Source organism: Lysinibacillus antri (assembly GCF_003977595.1).
Taxonomy (GTDB): Bacteria; Bacillota; Bacilli; order Bacillales_A; family Planococcaceae; genus Ureibacillus; species Ureibacillus antri.
The window spans coordinates 33763-56086 of sequence record NZ_RYYR01000005.1 but is presented as its reverse complement, the minus strand read 5'-3'; the positions used below and the strand labels follow the sequence as shown (position 1 = coordinate 56086).

22 protein-coding genes and 1 riboswitch are annotated in these 22324 nt (G+C 36.3%); of the genes, 21 read left to right on the top strand and 1 reads right to left on the bottom strand.

Features of this window, described 5'->3' with window-relative positions; genetic code table 11:
- The first annotated feature begins 293 nt into the window (after positions 1 to 293).
- The 7 genes from EK386_RS05010 to EK386_RS04980 all read left to right on the top strand — a co-directional run bounded on the left by EK386_RS05010 (position 294) and on the right by EK386_RS04980 (position 6596).
- Positions 294 to 908: a hypothetical protein gene (locus EK386_RS05010; RefSeq protein ID WP_126657938.1), complete on the top strand. Its 615-nt coding sequence runs from the start codon at positions 294 to 296 to the stop codon at positions 906 to 908.
- 438 nt (positions 909 to 1346) lie between these two features.
- On the top strand, positions 1347 to 1700 hold the full coding sequence (locus EK386_RS05005) for an STAS domain-containing protein (RefSeq protein WP_126657937.1): 354 nt from the start codon (positions 1347 to 1349) through the stop codon (positions 1698 to 1700).
- Positions 1693 to 2136 carry an anti-sigma F factor gene (spoIIAB, locus tag EK386_RS05000; protein WP_126657936.1) on the top strand — a complete coding sequence of 148 codons (444 nt, stop codon included), beginning with the start codon at positions 1693 to 1695 and terminating at the stop codon, positions 2134 to 2136. The genes EK386_RS05005 and spoIIAB overlap by 8 nt, the downstream gene beginning before the upstream one ends.
- 104 nt (positions 2137 to 2240) lie before the next feature.
- Positions 2241 to 3029 carry a SigF/SigG family RNA polymerase sporulation sigma factor gene (locus EK386_RS04995; RefSeq protein WP_126657935.1) on the top strand — a complete coding sequence of 263 codons (789 nt, stop codon included), beginning with the start codon at positions 2241 to 2243 and terminating at the stop codon, positions 3027 to 3029.
- Positions 3026 to 4486: a spore germination protein gene (locus EK386_RS04990; RefSeq protein ID WP_126657934.1), complete on the top strand. Its 1461-nt coding sequence runs from the start codon at positions 3026 to 3028 to the stop codon at positions 4484 to 4486. Before EK386_RS04995 ends, EK386_RS04990 begins: the two co-directional genes overlap by 4 nt.
- Positions 4487 to 4692: 206 nt before the next feature.
- A complete protein-coding gene (lysA, locus tag EK386_RS04985; RefSeq protein WP_126657933.1) occupies positions 4693 to 6009 on the top strand; it encodes a diaminopimelate decarboxylase in 1317 nt (438 codons plus the stop codon).
- A 221-nt stretch (positions 6010 to 6230) separates the two neighbouring features.
- Positions 6231 to 6596 carry a GNAT family N-acetyltransferase gene (locus EK386_RS04980; protein ID WP_126657932.1) on the top strand — a complete coding sequence of 122 codons (366 nt, stop codon included), beginning with the start codon at positions 6231 to 6233 and terminating at the stop codon, positions 6594 to 6596.
- 7 nt (positions 6597 to 6603) lie between these two features.
- On the opposite strand, the gene EK386_RS04975 is transcribed toward EK386_RS04980, so the two are convergent.
- The gene (locus EK386_RS04975) at positions 6604 to 7104 is read right to left on the bottom strand and encodes a DUF309 domain-containing protein (RefSeq protein ID WP_126657931.1); all 501 of its coding nucleotides are present in this window, start codon (positions 7102 to 7104) and stop codon (positions 6604 to 6606) included.
- 142 nt (positions 7105 to 7246) lie between these two features.
- Here EK386_RS04975 and EK386_RS04970 point away from each other — a divergent pair, with 142 nt between their 5' ends.
- From EK386_RS04970 to glnA, 14 genes are all read left to right on the top strand, one after another.
- Positions 7247 to 8026 (top strand): segregation/condensation protein A, encoded by a 780-nt coding sequence (locus tag EK386_RS04970; RefSeq protein ID WP_126657930.1) that lies wholly within the window; start codon positions 7247 to 7249, stop codon positions 8024 to 8026.
- Complete coding sequence (scpB, locus tag EK386_RS04965; RefSeq protein ID WP_126657929.1) at positions 7995 to 8582, top strand: SMC-Scp complex subunit ScpB; 588 nt, start codon at positions 7995 to 7997, stop codon at positions 8580 to 8582. The genes EK386_RS04970 and scpB overlap by 32 nt, the downstream gene beginning before the upstream one ends.
- Before the next feature lie 127 nt (positions 8583 to 8709).
- Positions 8710 to 9699 carry a D-alanyl-D-alanine carboxypeptidase family protein gene (locus EK386_RS04960; protein ID WP_246027582.1) on the top strand — a complete coding sequence of 330 codons (990 nt, stop codon included), beginning with the start codon at positions 8710 to 8712 and terminating at the stop codon, positions 9697 to 9699.
- A gap of 346 nt (positions 9700 to 10045) precedes the next feature.
- Entirely contained in the window at positions 10046 to 10780 is a 735-nt protein-coding gene (locus EK386_RS04955) for a pseudouridine synthase (RefSeq protein ID WP_126657928.1), read from the top strand.
- 113 nt (positions 10781 to 10893) lie between these two features.
- A complete protein-coding gene (gene resA, locus EK386_RS04950) occupies positions 10894 to 11439 on the top strand; it encodes a thiol-disulfide oxidoreductase ResA (RefSeq protein WP_126657927.1) in 546 nt (181 codons plus the stop codon).
- Between the two features lie 6 nt (positions 11440 to 11445).
- A complete protein-coding gene (locus tag EK386_RS04945; RefSeq protein WP_126657926.1) occupies positions 11446 to 13107 on the top strand; it encodes a cytochrome c biogenesis ResB family protein in 1662 nt (553 codons plus the stop codon).
- A complete protein-coding gene (gene ccsB / locus EK386_RS04940) occupies positions 13104 to 14291 on the top strand; it encodes a c-type cytochrome biogenesis protein CcsB (protein ID WP_126657925.1) in 1188 nt (395 codons plus the stop codon). The genes EK386_RS04945 and ccsB overlap by 4 nt, the downstream gene beginning before the upstream one ends.
- Before the next feature lie 232 nt (positions 14292 to 14523).
- Entirely contained in the window at positions 14524 to 15240 is a 717-nt protein-coding gene (locus EK386_RS04935; RefSeq protein WP_126657924.1) for a response regulator transcription factor, read from the top strand.
- A complete protein-coding gene (locus EK386_RS04930; protein WP_126657923.1) occupies positions 15233 to 17008 on the top strand; it encodes an ATP-binding protein in 1776 nt (591 codons plus the stop codon). Before EK386_RS04935 ends, EK386_RS04930 begins: the two co-directional genes overlap by 8 nt.
- 285 nt (positions 17009 to 17293) lie before the next feature.
- On the top strand, positions 17294 to 17833 hold the full coding sequence (locus EK386_RS04925; RefSeq protein ID WP_126657922.1) for an RNA polymerase sigma factor SigX: 540 nt from the start codon (positions 17294 to 17296) through the stop codon (positions 17831 to 17833).
- Positions 17823 to 19025 carry a hypothetical protein gene (locus tag EK386_RS04920; protein WP_126657921.1) on the top strand — a complete coding sequence of 401 codons (1203 nt, stop codon included), beginning with the start codon at positions 17823 to 17825 and terminating at the stop codon, positions 19023 to 19025. Before EK386_RS04925 ends, EK386_RS04920 begins: the two co-directional genes overlap by 11 nt.
- 144 nt (positions 19026 to 19169) lie before the next feature.
- Positions 19170 to 19342, top strand: a riboswitch (FMN riboswitch).
- A 263-nt stretch (positions 19343 to 19605) separates the two neighbouring features.
- Positions 19606 to 20184: an ECF transporter S component gene (locus tag EK386_RS04915; protein WP_126657920.1), complete on the top strand. Its 579-nt coding sequence runs from the start codon at positions 19606 to 19608 to the stop codon at positions 20182 to 20184.
- Between the two features lie 305 nt (positions 20185 to 20489).
- Entirely contained in the window at positions 20490 to 20885 is a 396-nt protein-coding gene (locus EK386_RS04910; RefSeq protein ID WP_126657919.1) for a MerR family transcriptional regulator, read from the top strand.
- Between the two features lie 41 nt (positions 20886 to 20926).
- Positions 20927 to 22261 carry a type I glutamate--ammonia ligase gene (glnA, locus tag EK386_RS04905; RefSeq protein ID WP_126657918.1) on the top strand — a complete coding sequence of 445 codons (1335 nt, stop codon included), beginning with the start codon at positions 20927 to 20929 and terminating at the stop codon, positions 22259 to 22261.
- Positions 22262 to 22324: the final 63 nt, after the last annotated feature.

The following is a 22324-nucleotide window of genomic DNA, read 5'->3' as shown; positions in this document are numbered from 1 at the left end:
TACCCCCAAATGATTCAAGCTCTATTTTGATGTTTAAATTTGTAATAATTTGGTTTAAGTTGCCATTTAATTCATATTAATTATAGAGAGTGTCTAGAGATTAAGTCTATTTAAATTTGAATAGAATGAAAATGACTTAAAATAGAGGGATTTTTAATAACATTAAAAAAAGGGGGAAACCAAAATCCTTGTAAGTTTCTTGTAAGAAAATTTTATTTGAAATGTTTATTTCGATATTTCATAATTTATCTATCCAATTATTAGGACTTAAGTCTATGGTGAGGGATGGTAGTTTGAAATATAAATCTAGTAATAATCAAATTCATATAGCCAATGGGTGTGGTGAAGGTCTATACGTTCTTGTACTCCCATTTCAAACGTGGAATTGGGGAGAAAGAGGATTTCATGTGGAATCCTATAAGAATGGTTCTTCTGGGGAAATTCAAAACTTCGGTGTGTATAATTTAGCTAGTTTGAGTGAGTTAATTAAGAACGTAAATCGGATGTCCTCAAAAACAATTGAGTCTACGAATGGATTCTTTTTAAAAGAAGATTCACATAGTACAAATTCACTAGAAGAAGAGAAAGCAATTCGAGAAAAAATTATGAACTTCCTAGAAAAAGATGCGATCAAAATTCCTTTTGCACAGAATAAAAAATTAGATTGTGATGACAACAACAATTCGTTAAGAACATTGTCGCTAAGTGGATGGGGATCGTTATTTGGTGTGCAAGATGTGACACTCTTTATTGTGACACAAAATCTAACCCGTCAAGCAGCGTTTAAAACAAATTTTGATTGCTCTTGGGTGGTCTTGCCCAACGAGATTGTTAGAGCGGGAAATGAGGATTTTTGGAATACTGATCAAGCCAAAGAAGTATATCAATTTGTAATATTTGGTAGTTGAATAAGAGTAAACGATGGGGCATTTCTCAAATTGAGATTGCCTCTTTTTTCTTTGTATAAAATTTTCCGTTTATGTCGAGAGTGTTTATTATGTGAAAAAAGTAGTTGGTTATGACAAAACATGGTGTGGAATCCAATTTTTATGTTTAAAATAGCCCTCCTTTTTCCATACTATTTTTGTTCAAACCTCTAAGTAATTTTGTGTTAATCATTGAGGTTCGAGTTTTCGATTATTTTGTCTACTATCATCATGAATGACTGTGTTTCTCTATACGAAGCTTGTTAATCTTCATTAAAAAGCCATATTCCTAAGTAATATTGCGCTTGATATTGTCGTATTTTCACTAGTTTCAGCGAATTAGTTCTACTCTTGTCAGCCAAAAAGGATTTTTACTAATTGCTGTGGAATTAAGCGCATAAGAGGAGGCGAACTAACAATATGAACTATGAAATAAATATGCACCTAAATGATATAGCAGTCATCAGGCTATACGGTGAACTTGATCACCATGAAACTGAAAAAATTCGAAACCACATTTCCAAAACGATATTGCAAGGAAACTTAACCACAATTATTTGGAATTTAGAACGTCTAAATTTTATGGATAGTTCAGGTGTTGGTTTAATTTTAGGTCGTATGAGAGAACTAAACGCAGTGAATGGACAAACAATCATTTTGAACCCATCAAATACAATGAAAAAAATATTCCAGTTTTCAGGTCTTGCATCTTTTATGATGGATGGCACGGAGGCAGATGCAATTTTACATGCAAGGGGGATTGTGAATGGATAACGAAATGACGCTTTCATTTGTAGCGATTAGTGAAAATGAAAGTCTTGCGAGAATGGCCATTACGAGTTTTGTTGCACAGCTTGATCCAACGATTGACGAACTGTCAGAGTTTAAAACAATTGTTTCAGAGGCTGTATCGAATGCTATTATTCATGGCTATGACGAGGATGGAAAAGGGTTAGTCACAGTCCATGCAGTGCGAGAGGGCGATATTGTTTCAGTCGCTGTGAAAGACAATGGAAAAGGTATTTTTGATGTAAAGAAAGCGATGGAGCCATTATTTACGTCAAAAGCAGAAATGGAACGTTCGGGCATGGGCTTTACGATTATGGAAAGCTTTGCAGATGATTTGCAAGTAGAATCCGAGCCAAATGTTGGAACGGTCATTACTTTTTCGAAAAAATTTTACTCAGTAAAAATGCCTCAAATTTCGTAAGTCATGTTTTCTGAGTTTCCAACCAGTTTTGTTTCTGTTAGAGCATTGCAGCTTTTAAAAAATTATGGACGCAAATACAGTTGTATTTGATAGAAGTGAGGGGGATGAGGACAATCGAACAGCCGTCCAATGTTTTGTTGACACAGGAGGAAATGCGCGAGCTTATCGGCAAAGCTCAATCTGGTGATGTTGAAGCAAGAAAACAAATGATTGAAGGCAATACACGGCTCGTTTGGTCGATTGTGCAACGCTTTGCTTCTCGGGGAGTAGAGCTTGAAGATTTATTCCAAATCGGATGTATTGGACTAATGAAATCTGTTGATAAATTTGATCTATCCTACGATGTGAAATTCTCTACTTACGCCGTACCCATGATTATTGGGGAGATTCAGCGTTTCTTACGGGATGATGGGATGGTAAAGGTAAGTCGGTCTATTCGCGAGTTAAATTATAAAATTCGTCACGCAACGGATGAATATTTAAAAACGAATGAAAAACCGCCTTCCATATCCGAACTTGCTGAAATTTTAGGCGTAACGCAAGATGAAGTCCTCGTTGCAACGGATGCAATGCGGGATCCGGCATCACTTCATGAACAATTATTTGAATCTGAAGGGGATTCCATTACTTTAATGGATCAAATGAAAGATGAAAAGTCCGAATTGCCGTTTCATTATATTCCGTTAAAGGAAGTACTGACAAAACTCGATAAACGAGAACAAGCCATCATTTATTTAAGATATTACTTAGATTTAACACAAACCGATATTGCAGAAAGGTTAGGAATTTCCCAAGTTCAAGTTTCGCGTTTAGAAAAGAAAATTTTAGCGCAACTTAAGTCTTGGATGGATACAAATTCATCACGAACTACAAAAAAGACGGTGAATAAATGAGTAACAAAATATTTGCATCTTTAGATGAAGCAAAAGATTTTTTGTACGGTAAATTTGGTAAAGATGAGTCCTTCGATATTTGTATTAAGGATCTTCATGTAAGAGATTTACCGATTCTTTGTGTTTATATTAGTGGGTTGGTAGATGGAGCTACGATAACCGTTCAACTAACACCTCTTTTATATGATGTTAGTCATGGCGTAGATTCCAAGCAAGAAATTAAAGATGAGGCAGAATATTTTAATAATCATTTTAATTTCTATGGTAAATCTGAACCAAAAGATAAAAATGAATTTTTACTAGGCGTTTTAAGTGGCCAAGTCGGTATTATTACACAGAGTGGCTATGGGTATGTATTGGAGCTAAGAAGCTATCCAGGACGTCAACCAGATGAACCGGATAATGAAAAAGTAATTCGAGGTTCGCGTGATGGTTTTGCAGAGAATATTATGTTAAACACGGCATTAATTCGACGCAGAATTCGCGATCCTCAATTACGTTTTGAACTGCACAAAATATCTACTTTAGGGCAAACCGATGTGGCCATTGCGTATATGAAAGATATTGTTAACACGAAGCATTTAAAGTGGATTAAAAAAAGGTTGAAAGAGATTCAACATGATGGGTTAACGATGTCCGACAAATCTCTTGAGGAATGGCTTTTTAAACAAAGATTCCACCCGTTGCCTTTTGTTAGGTATTCCGAAAGACCCGATATCGTTGCCGCCCATTTGTTAGAGGGACATATTGCAATTATTGTCGATACGTCTCCTTCTGTCATTATTGTGCCGATTTCAATGTTTCACCTATTACAACATGCAGAAGAATATCGACAAGCCCCATTTATCGGTACAGGCATTCGATTGCTACGATACACAGCTGCTATTTTGACTTTAACTTTGTTGCCAATTTGGTATTTACTCGCCACCCATGAAGAATATTTACCAAAAGCATTGGAGTTTATTGGCTCCAAAGAAAAATCTACATTACCATTGTTTTTACAAATAATCATTGCGCACCTCGGGTTAGAATATTTGCGGATCGCTGCAATACACACGCCAACCCCTTTATCTACCGCAATGGGTTTAGTGGCTGGTATTATCATTGGTCAAATTGCCATTGATGTTGGATTGTTCTCGCCGGAAGTCGTATTGTACACAGCGGTAACGGCCATATTCTCGTTCTCGATTCCGACCTATGAGCTTAGTTCTGCAATGAAGTATTTCCAATTTTTCATTATCATTGCCACCGCCGTCGCAGGAGTGAGTGGATTCTTTATATCACTATTCCTAATATTCTCCTACTTGTGTGCACTCAAGCCAATGCAAGTTCCGTACATGTGGCCGCTTGTTCCATTCTTTCCAAAAGCATTTACACGAGTATTCATCCGTTTCCCAATGGCAGACGATGCAATCAGACCTTATCTTGTCGGTGCAAAACAAAGAAAACGTGCATAATCAATCGTTGCGTGAAAGGCTATTCCTATGATAAAGTTCATCATAAGGTGATTTTAGATTTTAAGAATAGTGTCTAGCTACGAACGCTAGCTCCTTGGCCACTTTAACTTCCTCCTACGCATGCAAGCATGCTAGTCGAAAGTCTACAGTGTCTGTCGGAGCTTAAGCGAGCGTTCTTCGCTTTTCTTGCAACGGGGGAGAAAAATATGCACTTATACGGAACTCAAAAAATTAATGAAAATGGACATTTAACGATTGGTGGAGTTGATGCAGTAGAGCTTGCAAATTCTTACGGCACTCCACTTTTCGTTTATGATCTTGAATTAATTCGCGATCGCGCACGTGGATTTATCGAAACATTCAAAAAATTAGATGTGAAAGCTGAAGTGGCCTATGCATCAAAGGCCTTTTCTTGTGTGGCGATCTATCAACTGGCACAAGAAGAAAACTTATCTTTAGATGTTGTATCTGGCGGGGAGTTATATACAGCAATTAAATCTGGTTTTCCTGCTGAAAGAATTCATTTCCACGGCAACAACAAATCTTATGCTGAATTAGAATTAGCATTTGATACAAAAATTGGTTGTATCGTAGTGGACAATTACTATGAAATTGATTTATTAAAACAAATTTCAGAAATTAAACAACAATCAATGCGTATTTTACTTCGTGTTACTCCAGGTGTGGAGGCGCATACCCATGACTTCATTACGACAGGACAAGCGGATTCGAAATTTGGCTTTGACTTAAATAATGGACAAGCAGATGAAGCGTTCCAACAAGTAAAAGACCACCAATTCCTACAACTACTGGGCTTACATTGTCATATCGGTTCACAAATTTTTGAAACAGATGGCTTTAGTTTAGCTGCTGAAAAATTAATGCAAAAAATTGGTGCATGGAATAAAGAATATGGTTTTGAGTGCACAGTGTTAAATTTAGGTGGAGGCTTCGGTATTCGTTATACGGAAGAGGACAAACCACTTGAACCACAAGTTTATGTAGAAGAGATGATTAAAACGGTTCAAGCGTTTTGTGCAAAGTTAAACTTAAACTTACCTGAAATTTGGATTGAGCCAGGACGTTCACTTGTTGGGGATGCTGGTACATCTTTATATACAGTTGGTTCACAAAAAACAGTTCCAAATGTTCGTGAGTACATCGCTGTTGACGGTGGGATGAGTGATAATATTCGTCCAGCATTATATGATGCAAAGTACGAAGCAGTGATTGCGAATAAAGCGAATGAACAAAAGGAAAGTACATATACGGTAGCTGGTAAACTTTGTGAGTCTGGCGATAAATTAATCGTGGATGCTCGTCTACAAACAGCTGAACCAGGCGATACTTTAGCTATTTTCTGTACGGGTGCATATGGCTATTCAATGGCTTCAAACTATAATCGTGTGCCACGCCCAGCAGTAGTATTTGTAGAGAATGGACAGCACCAGCTTGCAATTCAAAGAGAATCATATGAGAACATTGTGCAGAATGATCTTCCTTTTACACTGAATCGAGGGTAATACAAAATGAAAGTGAAACTATCTAAATGGTGGCTTCTAGGCATTATGTTAGTGTTTTGTTTAGCTTGGGCGTTATTTTATCTTTATGTCATCATCCCAAATACATCTTTAGAGTAAATTACATAACATGGTAGTTTATGGGAATAAAGTTGCATCTCTAGCTTAAATCGTGTAGGATATTTAAAGATGTTGTACCGATAGAAAATGAGGGAATGTTATTCATGTTAATTCGCTATAAAAAATCTTTAGAAAAAATAGCAATGGGTCTTCTATCATTTATGCCACAAGAAAAAGATGTTAAACGTTTGATGGAAACGATTCAAACATATGAACAAGTTGACAATTGGCACTTATTCTTATGGAAAAAAGATGAAGAATATATTGGGATTGTTGGAATTTTAGATGAGGATCATGTTGCGACAATACAACATATAACTGTTATACCTTCGTATCGTGGAGAAGGAATAGCCATCAAAATGCTTAAAGAACTACAAAAAACAGGTCAATATAAAGAGATAAAAGCAAACCAAGATACGGTACCTTTTATCGAAAAATGTTTACCAATTTTAGAAGAGGCAGACGACTAATTTAGCGTCAGCCTCTTCTTCTTATTTTTTCATCCCGTGCTTTAAGAATATCTGAACGATCGCGAAGCATATGTTTATGAAGAAGATATTCTGTAGAAAGTATAGGAAGTTCTTTTATTTTTTCATTAACGATAGTAGAAAGCTCTTTGTTCGTAATGCTTAACTTAATGAGCTGGAAAGGCATATCTTTTTCGATCGTCGCAATGCAATTTTCACAGTCACGATATAATTTCGCATAATCTATAAATGCAAAAAACGGTGATAACTCATTTTTAGAAAAGTTATTTAACGCTTTTTTTAATATTTTTCTAGCACCATTTTTATTATTTCGGCGCCAATGATACATGCCTGTAGCCAATTGGACATATCCTACCAATGGGTGATTTTTATCGCCAGGTGCACATTCTTTCCAATATTCTTCCAATACTTCGTGGCATTCGAAATAATCTTGATTGCCATTGAAATATGTACAATAATCGACAAACAATGAATGAAACAATGGATGCATTCTATACCTCTTTCCTCTATACTAAAATTTGAAATGTAGGCTATTTTTCATTTAGGAATTTGAAAGTCTCCAGTTTTCGCGAGCTGCTTTCGCTTTTCTAAGGATTCGCCTAGTTGAACAACAAACGTCAGGTGGTTGACCTATGTATGAAGTAAAATTAGAAGCCTTCACTGGACCTCTTGATTTATTATTACATTTAATTAACCGTTTGGAAATTGATATATACGATATTCCAATGGCAGAATTAACAGCACAATATATAGATCATATCCATGCGATGAAAGTACTCGAGCTAAATGAAGCAAGTGAATATCTTGTTATGGCGGCTACACTTTTAGCAATAAAAAGTCGAATGCTTCTTCCTATCCATGAAGGAGAAATGGAAGATGCTGAATTCGAAGTGGACGGACCTGATCCACGTGAAGAACTTGTAATAAAATTAATCGAATATAAAAAATATAAAGAAGCCGCAACGGAATTAAAAACCCTCGAAGCAGAGAGAGCTCAAGTGTTTACGCGTCCTCCAAGTGATTTATCTGCTTTTACACCTGATGAACAACTTGCTCTCTTTGATGCAAATGTGAATGTTTACGATATGTTAAGTGCCTTTCAAAAATTACTTCGTCGTAAGCAACTGAAAAAGCCGTTATCTACTCGAGTAGCGAGGCAAGAAATCTCTGTAAAAGCGCAAATGGTCGCTGTTATTGATTCATTAAAACTACATGGGGGGAAATCTAGTTTTTCGGACCTTTTTCCTTATGAAGACAAAGCAACGATTATCGTAACCTTTTTATCATTACTCGAGTTAATGAAACGCCATGTTGTCTTTGTTGAACAACAACATAACTTTGAAGATTTAACCGTCACTTTGCAGAAGGAGGCAACTTTAGATGAACTTGAACAAATTGATGAGCAAAATTGAAGCCCTTCTTTTCGTAGTTGGTGATGATGGTTTAACAATTAACCAATTATCTAAAATTTTAGAAGTGGAAACGATGGAAATTGAAGCGGCCCTCAGTGAGCTCGAAACGAACTATAATGACAACGAAGAACGAGGTATTACGTTAAAGACGTTAGCAGGTACATATCAAATTACAACAAAACCAGAAATGGCAGAAACGATTAAAAAGCTTGTAGAAAATCCAAATAGTCATGTACTTTCCACAGCTTCATTAGAAGTATTAGCCATCATAGCGTACAAGCAGCCAATTACAAGAGTCGAAATTGAAGATTTACGCGGTGTAAAAAGTGAACGCCCAATTCAAACCCTAATTTCTCGTGCCCTGATCCAAGAGGTTGGACGAGCAGATGGGACTGGTCGTGCAATTCTTTACGGTACGACAAAAGAGTTTTTAAATTACTTTGGACTAGAAAATATTAAAGAACTTCCTCCATTGCCAGAAGGTGAACTACTTGATGATAATGAAGAAACGGATTTATTTATGACAAAGTTCCAAGAAGCATTTAATGCGGAATGAGAAAAGTATAAATCGTTTCGTTTTGAATAGCGACTAGCTACAGGCATGAGCTTAATCGAAAGAACCTTCAGAGCTTTCGCCAGCGCCTTTCGCTTTTCTTATAGTAATTTGTAAAAGGAGTGGCTTATTGAAAAGGTTGACCAAACTATTTTTTGCTAGTATTTGTTCGTTTTTAATCTTTTTTTCTGTAACACAGGCGGCAAACGCATCTTATGCTGTCATCGATGCGGATACTGGTAGGTTACTATTAGGTAGTAATGTGCATCAACAAATGCCAATTGCCAGTTTAACGAAAATGTGGACAGCTCTTATAGCCATTGAAAATAATGAGTTAGACGAAGAAGTTGAGATTACGAGACAAGCAGCACTTAGTGAAGGTTCTTCTATTTATTTAGAACCAGGTGAAAAGGTAACCATCGAAGAGCTACTATACGGATTAATGCTTCGATCCGGCAATGATGCAGCCTATGCTTTAGCTGAGCACACAGGTGGTTCGATTGAAGGCTTTGCAGATATGATGAATGAAAAAGCGTATTTATATGGATTAGATAATACGTATTTTACAAACCCATCCGGCCTTCATAATGATTTACATCTTTCTTCTGCCTATGATACTGCCCAAATGTTACGTATTGCTATGCAAAACGAAAAATTTAGAAAGATTGCTTCAACTATCAATTATAAAAGTCCTTCAAAAAACGGAGTAACGTGGCAAAATAAACATAAATTACTTCGTCAACAAGTAGGAGCGTTAGCAGGGAAAACAGGTTTTACAAAAGTAGCTGGACGAACATTAGCAACCTATTTTGAAGAAGATGGCAAGAAGGTAGTTGTCGTGACGTTAAGCGAATCCAATGACTGGCAAGTACATAAATCGCTTGCAAATAAAGTATTTTCAGAATACGACTATGTGACAGTAGCGGAAAAAGGGGAGTATAAAGCGACAGAGGATAAAACAATTGAACTAAAAAAACCGATTAGTATATTGTTAAAACCAGAAGAAGAAAAAGAACTTCAAAATGTTTTACATCTTTCAAGAAAACAGGACGAGTTTGGCATTTGGCATGTCATGTTAAAGAATGAAAGTATATACGCAACAAGAGTGGATATCAAGTAATGGAAAAAATGTATAAAAGATGAAACCTTATTATTTAAATAACGTTAAACTCTTTTAGGACTGCACATTAAGCAGTCTTATTTTTTGTATGTTAAGCACAAACTAATTTACAAGTAATAAGAAGTCAGATTATTTTGAGTATAATTTTTTTTACATCTTCAAATAGTATTATATGGAATAATTTACAATTGCGTGTGCCGTTGTTGGTATTCAGGAAAATTAATCTGTACTTTTTTAAAATAATGAAATTACTTATGAATTAAGCTATTTTCCTTTAATATTGCGACAGATTGTGACATAATTTTCAACAGATTCATAAAACGTGAAATGGACAAGGTGAGATAAAATGGAAAGATTACAAAAAGTGATTGCTTATGCGGGCGTTGCATCGAGACGAAAAGCCGAAGCATTAATTCTAGAAGGAAAAGTAAAGGTCAATGGGAAGGTCGTAAAAGAATTAGGAACAAAAGTTTCCACTTCTGACACAATTGAAGTAAATGGGGTTAAACTAGAAAAAGAAGATAAAGTATACTTCTTATTATATAAGCCGCGTGGTGTGATTTCTGCTGTTACAGATGATAAAGGACGGAAAACAGTAACGGATTTATTCAAGAAACATGTAACGGAACGTATTTTTCCTGTAGGACGCCTTGATTATGATACATCGGGCTTATTATTACTGACAAATGATGGGGAATTTGCTTATCAAATGACACACCCTAAATTTAAAATTGATAAAACCTATATTGCCCGTGTAAAAGGTGTACCAACAATTGAAGGATTAAAAAAATTACAACGTGGGATTAAATTAGAGGATGGCAAAACAGCCCCTGCAAAAGTGAGTATGACTTCATTTGACGAAAAAGCTGGAAAAGCAATTTGCGAAATTACCATTCATGAAGGAAGAAACCGACAAGTACGTCGCATGTTTGAAGCGATTGGAACACCTGTAGTGAAACTAAAAAGAGAGCGTTTTGCCTTTTTAGACTTAGGTGGTCTTGTTCCGGGTGAATACCGTCAATTAACAAAGCATGAAGTAAAATTGTTACGTGTGCTTGCAGATACTGGTAAAATCGATTAACACTGAGTAAGTAGTGATAACGTTCAAACTTTAGTCATAATCAAGGGAAAAACAGAAAATGAAGTTTGCTATAATAGAAAAGATTTTATAGTTTTTGTAGGAGGTAACCGATTGTGGATAAGAAAAAGAAACGTTCTATTACACGTGGGATCATCCTTGTTGTCCTACTTGCTGCAATTGTGTACACAGTTTATAGTTCAGCAACAAAAGAAGAGGTTGAAGTTCTTCAAGTAGGCGATGTGGCACCAGACTTTGAACTTGTTGATTTATATGATAGTAATCTAAAACATCGACTTTCTGATTACGAAGGAAAAGGAATCTTTTTAAACTTTTGGGGTACTTGGTGTGAGCCTTGTAAAAAAGAGATGCCTGCGATGTCCAATCAATATGCCATCTATAAAGAACAAGGTGTAGAAGTGTTAGCAGTAAATATTGCCCAAACTGAATTTGAAGTGAAAAGTTTTATTGAAGGTTTAGGTGTTCATTTCCCTGTAGCAATAGATGAAACGAAAGACGTCATGACAACTTATAATGTCACTCTATTACCTGCTACCATTTTAATTAATCCAGAAGGTAAAGTAGAAAAAATTATTACTGGTGAAATGAATGAAACGCAAATTGCTTCATACATGGAATCAATTAAGCCAGAACAGGAGTAATAGATGATGGAAAAAATCATTTGTGCTTGTGGACATGAAAATCCACAAGGTACCAAACTCTGTGAAAAATGTGGACGGCCTCTAACCGAAGAGGAAAAAGATCGAAAAATTGTAGATATGCGCTATGATGGAATCGCTATTCGTTCAAAAACGCGAAACAAATCGATTATCGATAAGATTTGGAATTTCTTTTCGAGTGTAAAAGTTGGCGTTTCCCTAATTATTATCAATTTAGTCGCTGCATCAATTGGGACAATTTTCCCCCAAGAATTTTATGTAGGCGTTGCCACAGAAGCAGAACGAGCAATTTATTATGAAGAAACATATGGTTCCCTCGGTAAACTATATTACCAACTAGGACTTTCCGATGTTTATAGTTCATGGTGGTTCCAAATTTTAGTAGGGTTACTTGGGATTTCGATTATTATTGCCAGTCTTGACCGAGGTATTCCTTTACACAAATCATTAAAAAATCAACGAGTGAAACGTCATGAAAGCTTTATGAAACGTCAACGTGTCGTTGCAGCAGGTCCAGTAACGGAAGGGGACTCTTCTAAAACCCTTGACTTAGTTGAAGAGCAAATGAAAAAGCTAAAATACAATGTTCGTCGTGAAGGAAATGCTATTTTAGCAGAACGCGGTCGTTTTGCACGTTATGGCCCATACATAAACCATGTAGGATTAATTGTTTTCTTACTTGGTGTCATGTTAAGACTGTTACCTGGTTTTTATGTGGACGAGTCCATATGGGTACGTGAAGGTGAAACGCGTACAATTCCAGGTATGGATGGTTACTTTATTAAAAATGAAAAGTTCATTTTAGAAATGCATGATAATGAAAAAACAGAAGCGCAAATTCAGCAAGGAGTTAATGCTGTTGCGAAAAACTATCAAACGAATGTGAAATTATACAAACAACCGGAAGATGCAATTCCTGGACAAACGGACAATTTAGAACTCGTGAAAGAATATTCAATTCGTGTAAATCATCCACTACAACATGAAGGCTATTCATTGTATCAAATGGATTTTCGTTTAAATGAATTAAAAGCAATGAATTTCTCCCTGACAAACAAAGCGACAGGCGAGGAATTAGGGGATGTTAGCGTGGATTTAACAAACCCTCAAAATGAATATGTCATTAACGAACAAACAAAGGTAAGTTTATTAGGATACTATCCTGATTTCAGTGGATTTAAAGACGGGGAACCACAAACAGCTACATCCACTCCGAATAATCCTGCATTTATTTTCAAAATGACGACGCCTGAACAACCAGACGGAGAAGTGAGTTTTGTTGCGATTAAGCAAACCATTGAACCGAATGGTGATAATGCATATAAAATGAAATTTAAAGGTGTTGAAACGCGAAATATGTCCGGTTTAACAGTTCATAAAGATCGCACAATTCCAATTTTATTTATCGGTGGTATGATCTTTATGTTAGGTGTAGCTATTGGTTCGTATTGGAATCATCGTCGTATTTGGGTAGAGCAATTACAAGATGGTTCAATCCGTCTTGCAGCACATGCAAATAAAAACTGGTTTAATATTAAAAAAGATTTGAATACTATTACAGAATACGCACATTTACCTCAATTTATTGACCAGGTAGAAAAAGAGGAAGAAGAAGGTCAAAAAGAAAAGGAAGGTGACAACACCTTATGAATTTAATTGATTTAAGTGGCAATTTGCTATTTGTAGCGTTTATTGCTTATTTAATAGGTACGTTCCTATTTGGTGGTGCTATTAAAACATCGAAACCAGATGGAGCGGAAAAACGTGCAAATACTTGGGGAAAATTAGCTATTATCGTAACAATTATCGGGTTCCTAGCACAATTAGGATACTTTATTACACGTTGGATTCATACAGGACATGCCCCTGTAAGTAATATGTTCGAATTTACGACAGCATTTGGTATGTTTATCATCGGTGCCTTTATTTTAATTTACTATATGTATCGATTATCAGTGCTTGGCTTAGTTGCATTGCCTATTGCACTTTTGATTATTGCTTATGCAGCAATGTTCCCGAATGAGGTTACGCCACTCGTACCATCATTACAAAGTTATTGGTTAACAATTCACGTAATTACTGCTGCTCTTGGGCAATCGGTTTTAGCTATTAGTGCTGTGGCTGGGTTAATTTATTTATTAAAAGCTGTTGATCCGAAAGTAAAATCAAAAGGTCGCTTTTGGTTAGAAGCAGTGCTTTATTTCATGGTACTTGTCATTGGATTTGTCGCTGTAACAGTCATATTTAGAGGGATGGGCTATGAAGCTGCCTTCACGTATGTGGATAAAAACGGTGCACAACAAGAAATTATTTATAACATGCCAGCCGTCTTTGGTATGAACGAATCAGAATTGTTAACAGATAATGTAATGGAACCGTTAGCAGAAATGCCACCTGTCATTAATGCGAAAAAGTTAACAGTTGTTTTCTGGTCATTTATTGCTGGATCAATTCTATATTTATTAATTCGATTAGTGACTCGTAGACGAATTCTTGCAATGTTACATCCATTAGTTCAAAAAGTGAATCTAAATTTACTAGACGAAATTGGTTACCGTTCTGTATTAATCGGGTTCCCTATCTTTAGTTTAGGAGCATTAGTATTTGCGATGATTTGGGCACAGGAAGCATGGGGTCGCTTCTGGGGATGGGATCCAAAAGAAGTATGGGCACTTATTACATGGTTATTCTATGCAGCATTCCTTCATCTTCGTTTATCAAAAGGTTGGGAAGGCAAAAAGAGTGCTTGGCTTGCCCTAATCGGTTTTGCCATTATTCTATTTAACTTAATTGTTGTAAACCTAGTAATTGCTGGTTTACACTCGTATGCTTAAATAATGTAAAAGTTCTTCTCTTATTTAGGGAAGAACTTTTTTTATGAATAACAGTTGATGAATTTCTAATATTCGTCTTAGCTTGGCTAATATTGTGCTATGTTTGGCTAATAATCCCCCTAGATTCGTGAGATGTTTTCCATATTATTGATGAATTATGATATTTTCTTTAATTTTTCGACACGAAATTGTACAATAGAATAGAGAGAAAGAATTGAGAGGGGTAAAACCTATGTCTGAAAATATTTCTGTATTAGTAGTAGATGATGAAGATCGCATTCGCCGTTTATTAAAAATGTATCTTGAACGAGAAGGCTATGATGTAGAAGAAGCTGAAAATGGGGAAATGGCACTCTCAAAAGCGTTAGAAAAAGATTACCATTGTATATTATTAGATATAATGATGCCTGAAAAAGACGGGCTTCAAGTGTGTGCAGAGTTACGTGAGAAAAAAATGACGCCAATTATTTTATTAACAGCAAAAGGGGAAGAAGCAAACCGTGTACAAGGGTTTGAGCTAGGGGCAGATGACTATATTGTAAAGCCTTTTAGCCCACGTGAAGTTGTATTACGTGTTAAAGCCATTTTACGTCGCTCGATTGCATTTTCACCTGTTTCAAGTCCATCCTCATCAAAGGATTTAGTTGTTTTTCCACATCTCACAATTGATCATGATGCGCATCGTGTAACAGCGGATGGAACAGAAGTTAACTTAACACCGAAAGAATATGAGCTTTTATACTTTTTAGCAAAAGCGCCAGATAAAGTATTTGATCGTGAACAATTATTGAAAGAAGTTTGGCATTACGACTTTTTCGGTGACCTTCGAACTGTCGATACCCACGTGAAGCGTTTACGTGAAAAATTAAATCGTGTTTCAGAAAATGCTGCAAAAATGATCGTGACAGTTTGGGGCGTAGGGTATAAATTTGAGGTTGTCAATGAATAAAATATGGAGAAGTATTGTCGGGAAGCTATGGATTACCATATTGCTTCTCGTTTCATTTGTTTTATTTGTCTTTACGGTATTAATGCTAGAGTTCTTAGAAGATTATCATAAAGAAAAAGCAGAACAATCGTTAAACCAAACTGCCTCCACGATAGCAAGCATTGTTGATAATTATGATTTGGAACAGTTAACCGATGAAATTATTACCGAGATGTTAACAGAAGATACAAATGCTTTTTTAGCATCGCCAAATCGAGAAATTGTTTCAACGTTCCACGTAGGTAATCATAAAGAAGAAATTCAAAATAAAATCATTGAAAATAAAGCATTTGACAATATATTTGAAACAAATGAGCCAATTATTAAAGAAATGATTTTACCATCACAAGTTGAAAACGAAAAGATGGAATCCTATATCGTTCTAAGTTATCCATTAAAAAGTGAGGGTGAGCTACATGGGGCGATTTTTATTTATCAAAATCCAAATGCCCTTCATAAAACTTCTCAACAAACAACGAAAATCGTATTTTTATCAGCTTTTATCGCGTTTGTCTTAACAACATTTTTTGCTTTTTTCCTGTCTTCTCGAATTACATGGCCACTTCGAAAAATGCGCGAACATGCCTTTGAGTTGGCAAAGGGAAAATTTGATGAGACATTGCCAACTACTCAAAATGATGAGATTGGTCAATTAGCTGTTGCATTTAATCAAATGGGTAGACAGTTAAAGCATCATTTAGAAGTGATTAATCAGGAAAAAGAACAATTAGCTAGTGTTTTAACATCGATGACAGATAGTGTGATTACGTTTAATTTGGACCGAACAATTTTACTAAGCAATCCACCAGCGGATCGCTTATTACAAAAATGGTTTATTCGGAAAAAATCGCAAGAAGATAGCCCGATTCCTATTGAAATATTGGATATGCTTGATCATGTACTTTCTTTTGAGGATAAGCTAGAAGAAGATCTTGAGATGGACGGCTCCTACTATCGTATAACATTTAGTCCGTTAAAAAATAGTAAACAATCGATTCGTGGAGCGATTGCGGTAATTCGGGATATGACAGAGCAAATGAAACTAGAGAAATTACGTTCAGACTTCATTGCTAATGTCTCCCATGAACTTCGAACGCCAATCGCGATGTTGCAAGGCTATTCGGAAGCGTTGTTAGATGATGTCGTAACCGAAGAAGAAGAACGCAATGAAATGATTAAAATAATCTATGACGAATCTCAACGAATGGGTAGACTTGTGAAAGATTTATTAGATTTAGCGCGGATGGAATCAGGTCATACTACGCTATTTAAAGAGGATGTCCCAGCTGTCCATGTGATGGAACGGATTACACAAAAATTTGCGCAAGTGGCAAAAGAAAACCATGTCCAATTGCAATTCCACACAACTTTATCAAATGAAGTGAAAATTAATTTAGATGAAGATCGTATTGAACAAGTTCTGACTAATTTAATTGATAATGCCATCCGTCATACACCGAAAGAAGGTAGTGTAACAGTATCGCTTGAACATGAATTATCCTATGCGAAAATTCAAGTAGCAGATACAGGCGAAGGAATACCACAAGAAGATTTACCTTTTGTATTTGAACGTTTTTACAAGGCAGACAAAGCGAGAACAAGGTCAAAAGGTGGTACTGGTTTAGGCCTTGCCATTGCGAAAAATATTGTAGAATCGCATAAAGGAAACATTCGAGTGGATAGTATAGTAGGAGAAGGGACAACCTTTACGTTCTATTTACCACTTTAACGTAAGCAGGGGATTTAGTTTCCCTGCTTTTCTTTTAATGTCTAGCTGCAGCGGCTAGCTCCTCGAAAACTTCAACTTCCTCCTACGCATGCAAGCATGCTTGTCGGAAGTCTCCGAAGTACACGGATGTACGAGTGCCGACAATGCCACACGATGTGGCGTTCTTGGCGGCCAGTTTTTTTCGGAGCTGGGCGAGCCGCTTCCGCTTTTCTTTTAGATTATGAGCTGTGATTGAAACTTTTTCACCATAAACACGACAAATTCATAGAACGGGGGTGGTGTGGGTTGAAAGAATCCATTTTCCATTCGTTATATGATCGATATCACCAAGATGTCTTTCAGTTTTTAATTTATTTAGTAAAAAATCGTGGGGTAGCAGAAGATTTATCCCACGAAGTATATGTTCGAGTGATTAAATCCTATGAACGCTTTCAAGGTAGAAGTTCTGAAAAAACGTGGCTCTTTGCGATTGCAAAAAATGTAGCCATTGATTATTTTAGAAAACATGCAGTACGATCAGCCCATAATTTCGACGCCTTTAATTGGGAAACTGAACAACTGGTTTCTCCGATGAAATCGCCGGAAAGTTTAGTTGAATTAAATGATGAAATGAAACAACTGCTTGGGGCTTTGGAGAAATGCACAGGGGATCAAAAAATGGTCATCATTATGCGTTATTTCCAAGAGCTTTCGATTTCAGAAACCGCAGCAATTTTAAATTGGTCGGAAGGTAAGGTCAAAACAACCCAACATCGCGCAATAAAACAACTAAGAGAACTGCTAACAACTTCAGAAGAAACGGAGGCGAATCATTATGAATCATGAAAAATGGGACGATGACAAAATTGAAGAACTGCTATCGAATGTACCAAAAATTCATGATCATCGTTCTAAAGATGATGTGTTCAAGCGCCTACAAGATGAAGGGGTATTTGAGGAAGAGTTGGTACCAATGAAACAAAAGAAAAAAATCAATTGGTTACCATTTATTATATCAGTTGCTGCCATTCTAGTTCTTGCGATTGTAGGTACGTCCTTCACGAAACAAATGAACCAAGAAAGCTTGGACAGTACGGCACAAGAAGCAAAAGAAATATCAAATGACGCATCAAGAATAATGGATACAGGGATGGAAGAAGAATCAATGGGCTTGATGGCAGCAGAAATGACGAATCTAAGTACAGCTGTTTACCCCGACGAACTTGAAGGCAAAACTGTATTTCAACTAGGGTTAGCAAGTGATGCAGCAGACAGTGTACCGGTGACTGTGCTAATTCCGAATGAGCGGATTCAACAGGACTTTGGCAATACAAATCCAACAGGTGTGGCATTATATAATCAATATGCCGAAAACTTCAATGAAAGTGCTATTGGATTTAGGGAATACCATCCATTTGTCGGGAATATTTCCGAGCAAGGGAACCAGGTTATCCATACACTGCCAAGTAACCAGCCTTATGATACCGCATCTGCTTCTTCTGCAACGTATACTGCATCACTATTTGACACGTTCCATTATTACTATGATGAAGTGTTGTTGCGTAACGAAGATGGGTCAATTTTTGAATTCAGTGAAGCCGGGGAGCCAAGTAAGCCAATCCCATTAAAAGCAAAAGGTCAATTTAATTATTTTAAACATACGCAGGCAGATGGATCCGAATATTTAACACCAAATTTTAGAGTTACTTATAAAACGGTAGAAGAGGCACTGATGGCAATGAAGGAAGAAACGAATGATATATACAAAACGGTCATTCTACCAGAAGTGGAGTATGAAATATCTATAACTGAAAATGTTGTAGTAGTAACGTTCACAAAGCAACTAGATTTAATGAACTATGATCAAGGTGATGCAATGCAAATGATTGAAGGAATACTGTTAACTGCTTCAGGCTTTAATAAGCAAGTTCTGTTCAACAATATCGCACAAATCGAATGGCAAGGTTTTAACTTTGCCGATCCATTACCGATGCCAGTCGCGCCAAATGAAATTCCGTACGAAACAGTTTTCCAATAAACAATTGAGTGGGGGTTACTTCCCACTTTTTTTGTTGATCAAATTTTAAAAACATTTTGTGAGTTATATCACCCTTTTGAAAAGTACTATTTACAATACCTCATTTTCGAGATATAATTGCATTGTAATACCAATTAAATATTGATTCATCTTCGGGGCAGGGTGAAATTCCCGATCGGCGGTAATAGAAATCGCATTTTCCGACCATTTACTTGGAGGATTATGCAATATGTTTTCTTCAGCCCGCGAGCTCACTTTGAGCAGGATTTGGTGCAATTCCAAAGCCGACAGTATAGTCTGGATGGGAGAAGGTGAAGGTACGGTCTTATTCGTTCTCGGAATGAAAAACTGTATGTAGAGTATCAACAGTACAAATTTTTGTATTGTGACTACTTTTATTTGAGTTGTCTATTTTTAGAAACTCTTGTTTAACGTACAATTTTTTAATTCTCTTTTAAATGTGCCTATTCTCCCTTATGCTCTTATTGCATAAGGGATTTTTATTTTTAAAAGAGGGGGATCACGAATGGACGGACCTTTCTTCTTGCTTAGTTGAATCAGCAAAGAGGAGAGATTTACAATGAAAAATCAAAAGCTCAAGTTACGTTCATTCGTAACAATCGCGATGTTAAGTAGTATTTCATTTATTTTAATGCTACTAAACTTCCCGTTACCATGGTTCCCAGTGTTCCTGCAAATTGACTTCAGTGATGTACCACCGTTAATTGCTGCAATCACAATGGGTCCAGTTGCTGGTATTTTAGTAGAATTGTTTAAAAACATTCTCGACTGGATTTTCTCGGGCGCACCAACTGGAGTACCTGTAGGACATATGGCAAACTTTATGACAGGAGTTTTATTCATTTTACCTGTATATTACATTTACAAAAAATTCCCTACATTAAAAGGGTTAGTTGTTGGATTAAGTGTAGGTACAGTAGTTATGTCATTAGGTATGAGTTTACTAAACTACGTTGCTTTCTTACCGATGTATACGTACTTCCTTGGTTGGGGAAGTTTTGACATGAAAGAAACAATTGTACTTGGTATTTTACCATTTAATATTGTTAAAGGAATTATGTTACTATTTATTGTGGTGGTCTTGTTCCGTACAATGAGAGTATGGATCGAAAACCAACGAGCGCAATATTTATTATAAATCATATAAATCAAAAAGCTGTTCAATGAGTTTATAACTTGTTGAATGGCTTTTTTGTGTTTTCAGAGGTAAATAAGCGAATGGGGGAAGTGATTTCCGTGTTAGCTTTTAATGTGAATTATGCCCAGCAAACATTTTACTATGCGGTTACTGTAATGACGGGAATCCTTGCCGTAGATAGGTTTGCCCTTTATCTAACATTGAGATGAAAAAAATCTAAAAAACATATGTTAATTTAACTAACATTAAATTGATATGTCACATAACATAATATACAATAAAGTCATGAAAGGGAGGAGATGTCGATGAATCGAGAGTTTCGAAGAGCAATGCCGTTACTCCCTATAAGCATGGTAATGCAATTAACGGAGTTAACCGCGAGACAAATTCGATACTACGAGGAACATAAGTTAATTGAGCCCGCAAGATCAGAAAGTAACCGTAGAATGTTTTCTTTAAATGATGTTGATGCACTATTAGAAATTAGTGAACTTCTCAACCAAGGAATTAATTTAGCGGGTATAAAAAAGGTATTTGACTTGAGGAAGTTAAACAATGTTAAGTCATCTAACAAAATATCCATTTCAGATGAAGAACTTCGATCAATATTACGCGAAGAAATTCAACAAGCGCAAATTATGCAAAAAGCAAGTTTAAGACAAGGTGAAGTATCTCGTTTTTTCCAAGCAAAGGGCGAGTAATTAATAATTAACTAAATTAAAAGATTAGGAGAGTGTAAAGTATGGCGAAGTATACAAAAGAGAACATTCAACAAATTGTAAAAGATCAAGGTGTAAAATATATTCGCTTACAGTTTACAGATATTTTAGGGACAATTAAAAATGTTGAAATTCCTGTTAGTCAATTAGAAAAAGCGTTAGATAACAAAATGATGTTTGATGGTTCTTCAATCGAGGGATTTGTAAGAATTGAAGAATCAGATATGTATTTACATCCAGACTTAGATACATTCGTAATTTTCCCATGGACAGCAGAAAAAGGAAAAGTAGCGCGTTTAATTTGTGATATCGCAAATCCAGACGGCACACCGTTTGCTGGTGACCCGCGCTCAAATTTAAAGCGTGTTCTTGCGAGTATGGAAGAACTAGGCTTCACAAGCTTTAACTTAGGACCAGAACCAGAATTCTTCTTATTCAAACTAGATGAAAAAGGCAATCCAACATTAGAATTAAATGATGATGGAGGCTACTTCGATTTAGCACCGACAGATCTAGGTGAAAATTGCCGCCGTGACATCGTGCTTGAATTAGAAGAAATGGGCTTTGAAATCGAAGCTTCCCATCATGAAGTTGCTCCAGGACAACATGAAATTGACTTTAAATATGCGAATGCAGTAGAAGCTTGTGACAATATCCAAACATTTAAATTAGTCGTGAAAACTATTGCACGTAAACATGGTTTACACGCAACATTTATGCCAAAACCATTATTTGGTGTAAACGGATCCGGAATGCATGCGAACCTGTCATTATTCAGTGGGGACAAAAACGTGTTCTTTGATGAAGATGGGGATTTACAACTATCAAAAACAGCTCACCAATTCATGGCAGGGATTATTAAACATGCAAAAGGATTTACGGCTATTACGAATCCATTAGTAAATTCATATAAACGTTTAGTACCTGGTTATGAAGCACCATGTTACATTGCTTGGTCAGCTCGCAACCGTTCACCTTTAATTCGTATTCCTGCTTCTCGAGGTTTGTCAACTCGTGTGGAATTACGTTCAGTTGACCCATCCGCAAATCCATATTTAGCACTAGCGGTTTTATTAGAAGCTGGTTTAGATGGAGTTCGCAACGGCTTAGTACCACCAGCACCAGTAGATCGCAACATCTACGTGATGAATAGTGCGGAATTAAAAGAAAACGGGATTGAAAGTTTACCAGGTTCACTTTTAGAAGCATTATCAGAATTAGAGAAAGATGAAGTAATCAAAGCGGCATTAGGTGATCACATCTATTCTAATTTTAAAGAAGCAAAAGAGATTGAATACGATATGTTCCGCACGGCTGTTCATCCATGGGAACGTGAGCAATACATTAAAATGTACTAATCAAAAGTCCAACCGTTTCTTCCGTAGAGACGGTTTTTTCTTGTCTCAATAACAGAAAATCAT

Coding starts and splice junctions, on each gene's coding strand:
- EK386_RS05005 (WP_126657937.1), top strand. CDS start 1,347: ATGAACTATGAAATAAATATGCACCTAAATGATATAGCAGTCATCAGG.
- spoIIAB (WP_126657936.1), top strand. CDS start 1,693: ATGGATAACGAAATGACGCTTTCATTTGTAGCGATTAGTGAAAATGAA.
- EK386_RS04995 (WP_126657935.1), top strand. CDS start 2,241: ATGAGGACAATCGAACAGCCGTCCAATGTTTTGTTGACACAGGAGGAA.
- EK386_RS04990 (WP_126657934.1), top strand. CDS start 3,026: ATGAGTAACAAAATATTTGCATCTTTAGATGAAGCAAAAGATTTTTTG.
- lysA (WP_126657933.1), top strand. CDS start 4,693: ATGCACTTATACGGAACTCAAAAAATTAATGAAAATGGACATTTAACG.
- EK386_RS04980 (WP_126657932.1), top strand. CDS start 6,231: ATGTTAATTCGCTATAAAAAATCTTTAGAAAAAATAGCAATGGGTCTT.
- EK386_RS04975 (WP_126657931.1), bottom strand. CDS start 7,104: ATGCATCCATTGTTTCATTCATTGTTTGTCGATTATTGTACATATTTC.
- EK386_RS04970 (WP_126657930.1), top strand. CDS start 7,247: ATGTATGAAGTAAAATTAGAAGCCTTCACTGGACCTCTTGATTTATTA.
- scpB (WP_126657929.1), top strand. CDS start 7,995: ATGAACTTGAACAAATTGATGAGCAAAATTGAAGCCCTTCTTTTCGTA.
- EK386_RS04955 (WP_126657928.1), top strand. CDS start 10,046: ATGGAAAGATTACAAAAAGTGATTGCTTATGCGGGCGTTGCATCGAGA.
- EK386_RS04945 (WP_126657926.1), top strand. CDS start 11,446: ATGGAAAAAATCATTTGTGCTTGTGGACATGAAAATCCACAAGGTACC.
- ccsB (WP_126657925.1), top strand. CDS start 13,104: ATGAATTTAATTGATTTAAGTGGCAATTTGCTATTTGTAGCGTTTATT.
- EK386_RS04935 (WP_126657924.1), top strand. CDS start 14,524: ATGTCTGAAAATATTTCTGTATTAGTAGTAGATGATGAAGATCGCATT.
- EK386_RS04930 (WP_126657923.1), top strand. CDS start 15,233: ATGAATAAAATATGGAGAAGTATTGTCGGGAAGCTATGGATTACCATA.
- EK386_RS04920 (WP_126657921.1), top strand. CDS start 17,823: ATGAATCATGAAAAATGGGACGATGACAAAATTGAAGAACTGCTATCG.
- EK386_RS04915 (WP_126657920.1), top strand. CDS start 19,606: ATGAAAAATCAAAAGCTCAAGTTACGTTCATTCGTAACAATCGCGATG.
- EK386_RS04910 (WP_126657919.1), top strand. CDS start 20,490: ATGAATCGAGAGTTTCGAAGAGCAATGCCGTTACTCCCTATAAGCATG.
- glnA (WP_126657918.1), top strand. CDS start 20,927: ATGGCGAAGTATACAAAAGAGAACATTCAACAAATTGTAAAAGATCAA.